Below are 13,730 nucleotides of genomic sequence, written 5' to 3'. Positions count from 1 at the left end.
TTAATTATAAATTGCAAAATTAAGCTTAATAATTTTTATATTAAGTGATATTAATCGCATAAAAATTTATATATTACGTCATAAATGGACAAAGATTTGAACAAATAGAAGGGGTAAATAATATTTTCCTTTTTATCGTAAAAATTATGGTGGTTAAGGTGAGTGGACCGCTATTTGATGGTATACCAATACAACGGATCGCTGATGATGTAGGCACGACGCCAAAGTTATATTTAAAACAAATATAATGGTTAACATAGAGATTTAGCCATTACTGTGGTGTCAGAAAGCAATCTAATACTTCAAATAAAGTGTCTATTTCATGGTAAGTATTGTAATGCATACACCCAATACGAATAACCCCGCCTTTATTGAGTAGCTTCAATTGTTCACATAATCCTTGTGCATAAAAATGCCCATGCCAAACACAGATATTGTGGTTACTAAGATAGCTGGCGATTTCTGCTGGCATCGTATTATCAATCCTGATCGCGAAAGTTGGTGTACGTTGTTGATGATGATTCAGGCCATATAAGGTGACATTACTATAGTGGTTTAAATGGGATAGGAAATATTGGCTAAGCTTGGTTTCATAGGCTTGATAATAATCAAAACTACGACATAAATGTTGCCGAAGTGATAATGATTGGTTGTCGATATGATGGCTGTAATCGGCTAAATAATTAACTGCAGCAATAAATCCAGCCAAAGACTCAAAGTTTTGTGTACCGGTTTCAAAGCGAGCTGGCCCATCATTGGGAGCTGGCTCGACTTTATAAGGGCGAAGTGTTTGAAGCCATTGTGGTGCAATATAAGCAATACCAAGATGGGGGCCAAAAAACTTGTAAGCAGAACAAACTAAAAAGTCACAATCTAATGCTTGAACATCAATTAATCGGTGTGGTGCATAGTGTACTGCATCAACATACACTTGTGCACCGACAGCATGCGCTGCAGTAATGATGCGTTTTACATCTATTAGTGACCCTGTCACATTAGACGCGTAAGTAATGGCGACTAATTTAGTGCGAGAATTGAGTAGCGTATTGAAATGGTCATAATCAAGATCGCAATTAGCATCATTTAAACGCACTTGATGGACGGTAACCCCTTTATCCTCGGCGGCTTGCTGCCAGCTTGATACGTTTGAGTAATGATCAAGTGCAGTAACAATAATCTCGTCACCTTGTTGCCAATCTCTCGTTATTGTTCGACTTAAATGAAAAGTAAGGCTGGTCATATTTGCCCCAAAAACAATATTGTTGGCTGAGGGGGCATTGACTAAAGCTTGTGCTACCTGACGAGCCTCTGACATTAATGTTGTTGTTGCAATGCTAGCAAAAAAAGACCCACCTAAGTTTGAATTAAAATGGCCTAGATAATGACTCATTGCATCTAAAACTGATTGAGGAACTTGTGAACCCCCGGGGCCATCAAAAAAACATACAGGTTGATTGTTAATTTTCTGATTTAATGCCGGAAATAAGTGCCGATTTTCTAAGGGATCAAATGTCATGCTGAATCTCCTTGGTGGTTAGCACAAATACATCCCAATAACCTTGATGGTGTTTTTTGATCGTTTTAATAGGGTGGGCGTTATGCCATAAAATATTATCCGCTAAGATAGCCATTTCGCCATGCTGTAATGTTGTACACAGAAAAGGTGATGAGGTGTTATTTTTATAAACTAAAAACTCTCCGCCAGCAATGTTGTGACGTTTTATACCAATCACCGCAATATGTTCAAACCCATCTTGGTGAATGCCTTCTGGCGATGTTGGTACCTCACCATCAATAACAGTGACACGCATTTGGTGAATTTCGATAGGTTGATTATTAGGAATAGCATTAGCATCTTGAAATAATTGGCACATCTCAAGCATACCGCTACAGGTTATGACCGTATCATCTAGAGGTTCAAAATGACGAATAACGTTACCTTGAAAATGATTGATATCATCAGATTGGACAAAATCTGAAGCTGGTAAGTGGACAAGTTTTCCATCATGCAGAGCAACAATAGAATAGCGGCGTAAACGATACTGACCATCAGCATGAGAGGTTTGGGGTAAATGTGTAAACGAAGGAGCTAATTCATCGACAGCATGCTCACTCAGTTGAGTAAGTTGTAAACTACACATTAGTGGGGTCATCATCATACATCTCCTCTATCAGCATGACTTACAGATAGAGTTGGCTAAAAATCTTAATATTACAAATTTAATCGACTATATTTTGGCTTTATTGGTTAAAAATAGAATTAAAGTTTATTTATCGCGGTTAATTTAGTATTTAAAACTACCTGAAATCGAAGGCTCATAGTGTGATGAGTAAGTTGATGCGAGAAATAGTGAATAATTAAACAATTATCGAATTAAAGACTATTTTTTTAAATAAAACTGGCATAAAAGAATAATATTTTCTCATCATTATGATTAAAAATAGCGGGTAAATTAGACAATAAATACTAAGTAACGGTGTTTATAATTATTATCCATGGCTGCAGAATAATGCATATGTAACAAAATATGTCTTTCATTAAAATGGGTGTTTTTTATTTCATTACATATCATGTGCTTATGATATGTATAATTTTTTATTATTGTTTGTGGGTGGAATATGATTTCATTATCACATGATTGCTTTTGTATATTCCTCCCCCAACAAAAATGAAAGCAATGGCAGCGTTATAATCTATATGCTCAATAGAGAGACGTTGCTTATTATAAAATAATGAGATCAACATGCCTTTAAAATTAAAAAAACTATCGTTAGCCGTCGCACTTATTGCAACTAATTTTGCTGCTGTAACTACTGTTAGCGCACATGGTTGGGCTGATTTTCCGCCATCACGTACTGAAATTTGTGATCGTGACGGTGGCTACTGGCAAAATAAAATTCCTAATGCGGCATGTCAGGCTCTCTGGGATAAATCAAATGCACATCCTTTTACCCAAAAGAATGAAAACGCAGCTTTAACAGCAGATTACAACAATATTGAAGAAGTAAAAAAACAAGTTGTTGATGGTCTGTTATGTTCAGGTGGTGATCAGAAAAAAGCCGGTTTAGATATTCCACATAGTGAGTGGCAGCAAACAGAAGTTATTGTTGATGCTAACGGTGAGTTTGATTTTAAGTGGGTTGCAACCGCGACACATAATCCATCATTCTGGCAGTTCTACATTACTAAGCCAGATTACGATAAATCACAGCCATTAACGTGGAATGATTTAGAGTTGGTTGATGAAGTAGGTAATATCGAACCAACTGAAGCAACACCATACGATACGTATAACTTTAAAGTGAAGCTACCAAAAGATCGTATTGGTGATGATGTTATCCTTTATTCACGTTGGCAGCGTATTGATCCAGCAGGTGAAGGTTTCTACAACTGTAGTGATATCACTATTAAGCAAGGTAATGGTGATATTACACCACCGCCTGTTGTAGGTGGCAATTTACATGCAATTCCAGGTTTCTTTGTTAAGCCTGGTTTTGTACCTGTTGAAGGCGACACAGTACGCTTCCGTCTTATGGCTCCAGGTACTGGCGCTGAAGTATTGGATCAGCGTTTGGTGATCACAGCGGCTAACCAAGCTACTTGGGCACAAACATTAGCCGAGCAAATTAATGCATTAGCAACAGACAGATTATTTATTGGTGTTTGGAACCAAACTGCGGCTAAGTATGAGTTTAATGCTAATAACATTCATGCAAACCAAGTATGGGTAGAAGCTGAAAAGTATGGCTTTGCATTAAGTATCTTTAAAGATCTTGAGCCATTACCGCCCGTTGTGGAACCTGAGTTACCAGAAGGTAGCTGGAGCAAGTCTGCAACTTATGTTGCTGGTGATGTGGTAACACATGATGGCAAAACGTGGAAAGCTGGCTGGTGGACTAAAGGTGAACAACCTGGTGTTGCGAACGTATGGACACACGTTCTTACTGATGGCGAAACACCAGATGTTAGTGCTTGGTCAGCAACGAAAACATACAATGAAAATGATGTCGCTATTCATAACGGCATTAGCTGGAAAGCATACTGGAACACAGTAGGCGAAGAACCAGGAACTACAGGTGAGTGGGGAGTATGGCGTAAGCTGTAATTCTTAACTGATAACATATATTAAGGCCTGCATTCGTGCAGGCCTTTTTGTATCGATTATTCTTTAACGATACGTAAGCTGATCTTTTGATTTGGTCGGCCGTGTAATTCAACCAAATAACTGCCCCATTCATGAGTATTAACATGATGCAGCGCTAATTTTTGCTCAATACAATATAAATTAGTAATGTACTGGCCATTTATATCAGCTCCTTTGATGGTTAATTTTACATTTTGATTAGTCGCAAATACCATTTTTTCATTCCACTCTTTTATCGCTAATTGAATATATGCTTGGCCTTTCGCGTTGAGTGTTAATGAATAACCCAATGTTTTATCGAATATTTGCTCTAACTGTATTGCTTCTTCAGGAGTATTTGCCGTTACTTGATTAACTGGGATCACATTACATGTTGCTTGATAAGGAGTAACAAAATAGGTATTACGACCTTTAATTTCAGCATCAGAAGGAATTTGAGGTGCAGCAATTACTGGTGAACTAACCGCAATAGTGAGCAAAGCCGACAGTGTTTTATTCATGGTAATAGTCTTATTGTTGAAGTGGAAAAGCCGTGATGCAATTAGATGGATCTTGTTTGGTTTTTAATGGAATTATTTGGCAAAAAGGGCTTTGGTGAGCTGGATCTTTGCTCATATCACGGGTAGATAAACTAGCAAAAAAAGCTAATAAAGCCTGCTTTTCAGCTAGTGTTAATCTAAAGCCTTGTAATCGCGGATCTTTACTTAAATGTTTACGACCATCGCCTTTATTAGGACCAATAGTGATAATACGTCCACCAGCAGCATAACTATCAAGCACAGCTTCAAGGCGATGAAAACTACCATCATGTCCCCATGGCCCAGTATTGTTAACATTAATCAATGACGGAATACGAAACTTACCATCATCTATTTTTTGCAGAGTAAACTGTCGTAGTCCTGTTTCATCGGCAGGGTAGCTATATTCTTCGCCTGTATTTTTAATACCATAAAGACCCGTATTGTAATAGAGGTTATTAGTGGCGGATGGTTGATTTAACAATGGTCCAGCATGGCATTGAGAACAACCTAATCGCTGGCTGCGAAATAAAGTTAATCCTTGTTGTTGCTGGCTATTAAGGGCTGTTTTATCACCTTTAATAAAAGCATGATAAGCTGTATCGGTATCAATAATCGTCGCAACATAACGACTTAATGCGCTGATCACTCTTGCTGTGGTTATTGTACTGTCACCAAAACTGGCTTCAAAAAGAGGCTGGTACAAGGTGTTAGCTTGCTGTAACCGCGTGAGTAGCAAACTATCTGTCATTCCCATTTCTGGTGGATGTAATGAAAAAAGCGGTAATTTAATAGTGTCAGTGAGTGTGGTTAAATTTGGCTGACGCTGCATAAATGCAGTTAACTGTACGCTATTAAGCAACGATGGTGTGTTGAGGGTGGTAGGATTGTTATTGATATCTGGTACTTTAGCAAAACGATTGGTCCAACCTAAATCAGGAGCGTGACATAACGCACAGCTACGATTACCTGTTTTTGAAAGCCGATTATCGTTAAATAAATACTTACCAAGGGTTACTTTTGCTGCATCTTTTTTTTCATTTTGAGGCATCGTTGCTGCATATAATGTTGACGATAATGCTACGAGTGGTGTTAAGAAAAGGACTGCAATGGTGCGGTAAGTAACAGTCATGCTTGATATCAAAGAGGTGTAAAGAGGGCGTTATTATAATCGACAATTTGTGGTTGCGCATATGAAATTATGTATCAAGTTGCAACAATAATTGCCATAGAATGATTCAGTGATCTTGCTCTGCTTTTAGCGTAAATCATCATAGTATTATTGATGAAATAAGTGAGTCTGTGATAGCTTAATTATAATACTATCAAGGAGATAATGCATGGATACTAACCCTGAAGATAAGCTACATAGCCAACAAGTTTATGTTTGTGATGATGTGCTTGCTGAACGTCAATTAGCGTGTTTAGAAGTGTTATATGATTTTAATCACACTCGACCATCAGAAGCGAATAAACGAGCAGAATTGATGCAGCAGTTGTTTGCAGATATCGGTGAAGGATGCTATATCGAGCCGCCATTACATGCAAATTGGGGCAAGCATACCCATTTAGGTGATAATGTGTATGCTAATTTTAATTTAACCCTTGTTGATGATACCCATATTTATATTGGTAATAACGTTATGATAGGTCCGAATGTGACGATCGCAACCGCAGGTCATCCAATAGAACCTATCTTAAGAGAACAAATTACTCAATTTAATATTCCCGTTACTATTGGTAATAATGTCTGGATTGGCGCTCAGTGTGTAATTTTACCTGGTGTATCAATTGGTAATAATAGTGTTATCGGTGCTGGTAGTATTGTTACTAAAGATATTCCAAGTAATGTCGTTGCAATGGGCAATCCTTGCCAAGTATCACGTGAAATAAATGAGCATGATAAAATATATTATTATAAAGATAGAAAATATAATGAATAATATAAATAAAGGTTTAACTAAAAAGGAGGGTTATATTTAATATCATTATTTATTATATAACTAATGTATTTATACTTTTTTTATTGTATTGATATAATTATTTCTTGTACTTTGTTGTAGATATCCGTTGACGTTCCTACCAATATTGCTTCTTTATAATTGGATTGATCTAATACGTTTACTTTTTCTAACGTGATCACGTTATCATCTTTTCGCAACTGATAGCGGTCTTTCATTAATGATTGGCTCATTACTATATTTGCTTTAAATACGGCACGATAAACACCATTCATGGGCATATGACTCATAAGTAAAATCTCTTTAGCGATGTAATTATAAGGGGAGATGCCTTATTGATCTTTTCAAAACAAACGAATTGTAGACAACTCTAGCCAATATTTAAAGGTTTAATCTCTAAAATATGACTAAATAGAATTTATTTCTTAAAAATATATACCATTATATAAATAGAGGGAATGTATATAAAGACAATATAATAATGAGCTATTAATAAAGAAAAAACCAATGCTGATTATTAGCTATTGGCTTTATATTAACTTTATAAATAAGGGCATAAATTTTATATTTTATTTATAACTGAATTTCTTCTTATAAGTGTGGGTGAAAAAATACGCGTTGTTGTTTGTATATTATTATCACTTAAATTTAGTGCTAATTTAGTCGCTTCTTCTGCCATTAAATAAATAGGGTAGCGAATAGTTGTTAATTGTGGTCGAACATACCGAGCAATTAAACCATCATCAAAGCCAATAACAGAAAGATTATCTGGCACTTTTACGCCATTATCTTCAAGAATGTTGATTGCTCCAGCCGCCATATTATCGTTGTAAGTCACAACTGCTGAAATAGGCAGTGATTTTGAAAGCAAATTGGTCATTGCTTGCTCACCACCTTCAATATACGGTTCAGTGGTTTCGATAAAGTTTTCATTAACATCGATATTATGGGCGATGAGTGCGTCTTTATAACCTTGTAAGCGTTGGGTTGCATCTTCAATATCGTGTGACGAGTTGATATAAGCAATGTTAGTGTGACCGTGGCGGATCAAGTATTCAGTCGCAATATAGGTGCCTTTAATGTTATTCAATGAAATACAGCGATCGGCTAATTCAGGAATATAGCGATTAATAAGTACCAGCGATTTTACTTGTTGAGCGTAATTAATAAGTGCTTGATCTGATAAGCCTTTTGAATGAATAACTAAAGCATCACAACGACTATTAATTAATAGGTCGATGGCTTTTTTTTCATCGGCTGCACGATGGTAACCATTGCCAATCAGTAAATTTTTGCCATTTTGCTGAGCGACAGTATCTACCGCTTTGACAAGCGATCCAAAGAAGGGATCAGAAACATCACCCACTAACACGCCGATGGTATTGGTATTATGGCTAGCAAGAGCACGTGCTGCCGGATTGGGTTGATAATTTAGGCGAGTGATCGCAGTTGTTACCGCGAGAATAGAGGCTTTACTGGCTTTGGGGGATTGGTTTAATACACGAGATACTGTTGCTACAGAGACGCCTGCCTCACGAGCAACATCTTTAATTGTTGCCATAGATGCTCTCAAATTACCTACCTTGGTGATTAAGTCATAATCAATGTTGGAAGCGGTAATATAGTCGTTTATTAATAAAATGAGTTAGCCAGTATATAACCATCTTATTACATATAATACTGAATCTTCAGATGATGAACTGAAAAAGGTATTTTAATCATAATGATAAAAGAAAAAGCACCATTAGTAGGTGCTTTTTGTCATGATGTTAACTGCATCTTACTGAATTTGAAGCGCGAGCAATAACGAGGATTCAGGATCCATTATAGGAAGGGTGAGTCCTACGGTTTGTAACCATTCTCCACTAAAGTGTTGTTGGCTCGTTAGCCATGGTGGCTGACGGTTAACCATCGAATGGAGATTGTCAGGTCCATCAACAACAGTAATGGTATAGTGTTGATCAGCACGTAACCCAGGAATATGTAATCGGCCTGATAAACAATAGGTTGGCATCGCTAATTGATTGATACTCACTAAAGCATCTGATTGTGACTTACTAACGACCATATTGCCTTGCAACGCTGCGCTATCGTTAAAACTTAAACGGTAGTTATCACCGCTATGCAGTAAATGGCGGTACTTTTTGTGTAATTGAATATAGCGGCTAAACGCTGTCTTTTCTTGCTCACCAGCTTTAACGGGATCGAGTTCTAATCCCATGTGGCCAAAGAGTGCAGTATTACCGCGAAAATTCATTGTGTGAGTACGGCGAGTCGTATGGCTGCAATGAGAACCAATATGAGTGCCCATCACTTCAGGCGGATAGAAATAACTCATTCCGCGTTGAATCGCCTGACGTTCAAGCGGATCGTTATTATCTGAACACCAAAAACGGTGTGTACGCTTTAAAATTTCATAATCAATACGGCCACCACCAGCTGCGCAAGATTCAATCTCAACCTTGGGATGTTTAGCCAGCAGCTTGTCCACGAGGGCATAGTAGCGCTCTACTTGACCACATCCAGCAGCACGATTGTTATGTGCGGGTTGTACAATTTCACGGTTCATATCCCATTTAATATAGTCAATATCATACTGAGACAGAAAATGATCCAGACGCTCAAATAAATACTCAAAGGCGGCTGGATTTTGTAAATCAAGGACATATTGATGACGTCCAGTAGGTTGATCATAGCCGTCAACAGCAAGTAACCACTCGGGATGTTGTCGATAGAGATCTGCATCTTTATTGATCATTTCTGGCTCAAACCACAAACCAAATTCCATCCCCAGTTGATGGACATGATCAATAATAGGGCTAAGTCCGGCAGGGTATTTTTTAGGGTCAATAAACCAATCACCTAGCGATGAAGTATCGTCATTGCGGCCTAAAAACCAGCCATCATCAATAATAAAACGCTCGACACCCATTGCAGCAGCTTCGGTAGCCATTGCTGTAATATAAGCAGGATCATGATCAAAATAGATTCCTTCCCAAGTATTTAAGTGAATTGGGCGAGGCTTATCTAACCGATCCTTTAGGATGGATGTGCGTACATGCTGGTGGAAATGTTGACTCATGCTATTGAGTCCATGATGACTATAGCTCATGTATAACGTTGGTGTAGTTAATGATTGTTGTGGCTGTAATGTAATTTCACCCGGTAAATATAATGCTTCAGCTTGAAGTACACGACGGCCATCGGCTTTGACATCAATTCGCATGCGATGATTGCCACTCCAAGCTAAATGCGCGCCCCATACTTGACCATGATCGTCACTAAAACCGTGCTCACCAACAATCACTGCAGGGTAATGTTCATGTGAAGTACGCCCGCGGCGGTTTTCTTGAATATAGCCACCATGGCTTAACTGACTTCGATGTTGTTGAAATTCTTTGATCCAACGACCATAAAAAGACAGTATTTCACTGGCATTATCAGCAATAGGTGCAGTATTAGCACAGCGGATCACATGATAATCACTTGAGCCAAGGTTAGTTACCGTTTGTGATAGCTGTAAGACATCATTTTCATCAAGTTCTATCTGTGTCTGCCAGGCTAGCTGTGCTTGTTGATCAAGACAGTCAATAATCAGCTTATTACCATCCTGTTTGACGGCTGTGATCGTAAATACAGGGGCCCAATCGCTGCCATTATCACGAAAACCTTCAAGTGCAGAAGCACCGAAATTTCCACGACCTAATTGAGGGTTAATACTGACTGCAATATCGGTATCTAAACGTCCAAATGGAATCGGCCGTTCAAGTCCAATCGCCATGTGCTGCAAGTCACTGTGTGTTGCATAAGGTAAGCGGTTGCCGTAATACACAATATCGGCATTATCGCTAACAGCTAGCAAGAGTTGGCTATTAGTGCCGATTAAAGAATACAGTTGTGGTTGAGTTGTCATTGGCATGGTTTTGATTTCCACTGCTATTACTGCGCTGTCGCGATAAAAGTTAACTGGTACTGATAACGATCAGCGGTTAATAAAAACTCAGGATGAACGCTTGGGCTCCAAGAATCATCGCCACCAATCCCCATATGTTCACTGTCAATATTAAGGTGTAAACAATTATCGGGTTGCAACTCGTAGCTATGACGCGCCAGTGCTAATTGTGACTGTGAATAACGACTGACTGCAAAGTGGAATTGACCGCTAACAGTTAAATTATTAATCGTCGCGTATTGAGTGTCGCAGCGCAGTCCGTTATCGGTTGGATAGATATAATCGGTATGCATGGCGGTAATTGGCTGGGTATGGTGATCCATATGAGCAGCCAGTAGGCGATCAGGATAGTTCTCATGCGGGCCGCGACCAAACCATGATACGCTATCGGCTAATGGAACATCGACACTAATACCAATACGAGCCAAACTTGGTAGCTGAGTGTCTGGTTCAACCGTAACATCAATCGTTAGCTGACCATTCGCTTGAATGCGGTAGTGCCATTGTGTGTTAATGGTTTTTTGTGGAGATGTAAAATGGCTAAAGTAAGCCGTTACCACTAAAGATCCATCATGATCTTGCTGAAACTGAACATGTTGGCACTGCGTCTCTATATTATCTAAGCCTGCTTGTTGCCATTGTGCCATCCACGTGGTGGGATCGACACGATCAACCTCACTGGTACCAATATCATTATCCAGTGGAGCACGATAAAAATTATCTTTAAAAGGTGACGCTATCATAGCATTGCCTTGTGCAAGCCATGTTTCTAAGTAACCTGTAGTTAAATTAAAACAAAAGTCATTATCGGCAGCCACAATGGTTAATTGTTGGCCTTTTTTAGTGTAATGAATAGCATTATGATCATTGATCGTCGGTATAGCTAGAGTGCTACGTGCTTGTTGCAGCTGAAACTGTTCGATAGCAACAACGTGACCAACTTCAGCCCAAGTGGTGGCTTTAGTTAATACCACTTCAAGATCCAAGTAATAATTCATCGCAGGATCAAAATCGCGCATATCGTCGCTAAATGCTATTTCGGTAGTCGCTTGTGGCGCAAGCATCAACTCGCATTCACCGTGAGTTAATGTAACGCCTTGCTGCTGAATCTTCCATCGTAGTAGGGTATGTTCACTGTCACTAAACAGCAATTCACTTCGAATACGCAATTGGTGCTGTGGCGTTAATTCAAACTGAAAAAATTGCTGTGCTTTTTTAACTTCAAATAAAGCAGGGTGTGGCGTGCGATCAGGAAATACTAAGCCATTTATACAGAATTGACGATCGTTGATGGTATCGCCGAAATCACCGCCATAAGCCCAATATTGTTGGCCGTCAGCGGTAGTTTTAGTTAGCCCTTGATCAACCCAATCCCAAATAAATCCCCCTTGTAAGCGCGGAAATTCACGAAAAGCATGCCAATACTTATTGAAACTACCTAAGCTATTACCCATAGCATGAGCATATTCACACAAGATCAATGGGCGCTGTTCATTAGGTTGGCTGATCCAATTTTTAAGTGCATATTTAGGCACGTTAGGGTGATCAATATGTTGATCAACACGAGCATACATCGGACAGATAATATCGGTTGCGGCAGTATTAGCACCGCCGCCTTCATATTGAACAGGACGTGATGGATCGCGTTGTTTAGTCCATTGGTACATCGCATGATGGTTAAAGCCAATGCCAGATTCGTTACCCAAAGACCAAATAATGATTGAAGGGTGGTTTTTATCCCGCTCAACCATCGCCATCATGCGCTGCATATAGGCGTTATTCCACATTGGATCGTTTGATAAACGGCACATAGGGAATTGACCATGGGTTTCAATATTGGCTTCATCGACTACATAGAGGCCATAGTGATCACACAATTCATACCAACGCGGATGATTGGGATAGTGAGCGGTACGAACGGCATTAAAATTGTTTTGTTTCATCAATTTAATGTCTTCAATCATAGACGCTTCAGTGATGTAATGACCGGTAATCGGATGATGCTCATGACGATTAACGCCACGAATTAACAGCGGTTTACCGTTAATAAGCAGTTGACCATTGCTTATTTCAACTTGACGGAAACCAACATTATAGCTTTCACATTCAATCAGCTTATCGCCATCATATAGGCCAATAACAGCGCGATAGAGATAAGGGACTTCAGCGCTCCATTGTTGAGGCTGATGCAGATGTAATAAATGCTCAGTTTGATCGTGCCAACCGCCTTTTTCATCAACCTCATGTGCCGCAGTATAAGCAGTAATGGCACCAGAAAACGCGACCGGATTATTATCAGCATCAAATAGCGATACCGTGACACTGTAACTATCAGTGATCTGAGTTAACTTGGTGGTAATCGCTAAGGTAGCATCTTGATTGGTTGCATCTAATTGAGGCTGAATAAAGACATCCGCTATCGCCAATAAGGGTTTTTGGTAAATAAACACATCACGGAAAATACCACTTAGCCACCACATGTCTTGATCTTCTAAGTAAGAACCATCAGACCAACGCATCACCATTACAGTTAATAGGTTTTCACCTTCATGAACGGCATTCGTTAAATCAAATTCAGCCGGTAAACGGCTATCTTGCGAATAACCGATCCAACGACCGTTACACCATAAATGGAAAGCAGAGTTAACCCCTTCAAATACTAAGCGTGTTTGTTGTTTAATATCAGCAGCGGTTAGTGAAAAATGACGACGATAGCAACCGGTTGGATTTTGTTGTGGAACCAGTGGTGGCGTATCAGCAAAAGGGTATTTAACATTGGTATAAATAGGCTTGTCATACCCTTGAAGTTGCCAGTTGCTTGGTACGTCAATAGGCTGCCAATGATGGTGCTGAGTATCAAAATCGACATCAACGATAGTTTCAGGAACAGCTTGAGGACATGGGTAAAAACCAAAATCCCACTGACCATTCAAAGACTGACGGCCAGAGTGTTGCTGTTGCAGCGCATTTTCTACTGAGCGATAGCTATGTAATGGGCTATGGGGAGCAAGAGTATTTAGCTTAACAATAAGCTGGTTTTGCCAATCTTGGCTTACGATAATATCAGAGAAAGAACGCATGGATGACCTCATTAAAACAACCAATGAGCCGCCTGTTGACGGCTCATCATCGTGACATATATAGAATTAAATAA

The 13,730-nt window shown here is 39.1% G+C and carries 10 protein-coding genes; 2 read left to right on the top strand and 8 right to left on the bottom strand.

All coding sequences use genetic code 11. The features are described from left to right. Nucleotides 1–271 precede the first annotated feature (271 nt). A complete protein-coding gene (locus PAND9192_RS04320; RefSeq protein WP_087852685.1) occupies nt 272–1,516 on the bottom strand; it encodes a cysteine desulfurase-like protein in 1,245 nt (414 codons plus the stop codon). Continuing rightward, the gene (locus PAND9192_RS04315) at nt 1,506–2,159 is read right to left on the bottom strand and encodes a 2OG-Fe dioxygenase family protein (protein WP_200817768.1); all 654 of its coding nucleotides are present in this window, start codon (nt 2,157–2,159) and stop codon (nt 1,506–1,508) included. Before PAND9192_RS04315 ends, PAND9192_RS04320 begins: the two co-directional genes overlap by 11 nt. A gap of 585 nt (nt 2,160–2,744) precedes the next feature. Here PAND9192_RS04315 and PAND9192_RS04310 point away from each other — a divergent pair. Next, entirely contained in the window at nt 2,745–4,106 is a 1,362-nt protein-coding gene (locus PAND9192_RS04310; RefSeq protein WP_087852683.1) for a lytic polysaccharide monooxygenase, read from the top strand. A 56-nt stretch (nt 4,107–4,162) separates the two neighbouring features. Here the strand turns inward: PAND9192_RS04310 and PAND9192_RS04305 are convergent, their stop codons facing one another. After that, nucleotides 4,163–4,645 carry a hypothetical protein gene (locus tag PAND9192_RS04305; protein ID WP_087852682.1) on the bottom strand — a complete coding sequence of 161 codons (483 nt, stop codon included), beginning with the start codon at nt 4,643–4,645 and terminating at the stop codon, nt 4,163–4,165. A 10-nt stretch (nt 4,646–4,655) separates the two neighbouring features. Beyond that, nucleotides 4,656–5,795 (bottom strand): cytochrome-c peroxidase, encoded by a 1,140-nt coding sequence (locus PAND9192_RS04300; protein ID WP_087852681.1) that lies wholly within the window; start codon nt 5,793–5,795, stop codon nt 4,656–4,658. 208 nt (nt 5,796–6,003) lie between these two features. Here PAND9192_RS04300 and PAND9192_RS04295 point away from each other — a divergent pair, with 208 nt between their 5' ends. Then, complete coding sequence (locus PAND9192_RS04295) at nt 6,004–6,606, top strand: sugar O-acetyltransferase (RefSeq protein ID WP_087852680.1); 603 nt, start codon at nt 6,004–6,006, stop codon at nt 6,604–6,606. Nucleotides 6,607–6,686: 80 nt separating this feature from the next. On the opposite strand, the gene PAND9192_RS04290 is transcribed toward PAND9192_RS04295, so the two are convergent. The 4 genes from PAND9192_RS04290 to PAND9192_RS04275 all read right to left on the bottom strand — a co-directional run bounded on the left by PAND9192_RS04290 (nt 6,687) and on the right by PAND9192_RS04275 (nt 13,656). Then, the gene (locus PAND9192_RS04290; RefSeq protein ID WP_060999181.1) at nt 6,687–6,914 is read right to left on the bottom strand and encodes a hypothetical protein; all 228 of its coding nucleotides are present in this window, start codon (nt 6,912–6,914) and stop codon (nt 6,687–6,689) included. A 272-nt stretch (nt 6,915–7,186) separates the two neighbouring features. Continuing rightward, entirely contained in the window at nt 7,187–8,185 is a 999-nt protein-coding gene (locus tag PAND9192_RS04285; RefSeq protein WP_087852679.1) for a substrate-binding domain-containing protein, read from the bottom strand. A gap of 219 nt (nt 8,186–8,404) precedes the next feature. Further along, nucleotides 8,405–10,537: an alpha-galactosidase gene (locus PAND9192_RS04280; protein ID WP_087852902.1), complete on the bottom strand. Its 2,133-nt coding sequence runs from the start codon at nt 10,535–10,537 to the stop codon at nt 8,405–8,407. Nucleotides 10,538–10,563: 26 nt separating this feature from the next. Beyond that, complete coding sequence (locus PAND9192_RS04275; protein WP_087852678.1) at nt 10,564–13,656, bottom strand: beta-galactosidase; 3,093 nt, start codon at nt 13,654–13,656, stop codon at nt 10,564–10,566. Nucleotides 13,657–13,730 lie beyond the last annotated feature (74 nt).

It is taken from the genome of Photobacterium andalusiense (genome assembly GCF_900185625.1).
Classification (GTDB): Bacteria; Pseudomonadota; Gammaproteobacteria; order Enterobacterales; family Vibrionaceae; genus Photobacterium; species Photobacterium aquimaris.
This window is presented reverse-complemented; position numbering and strand designations above follow the sequence as displayed.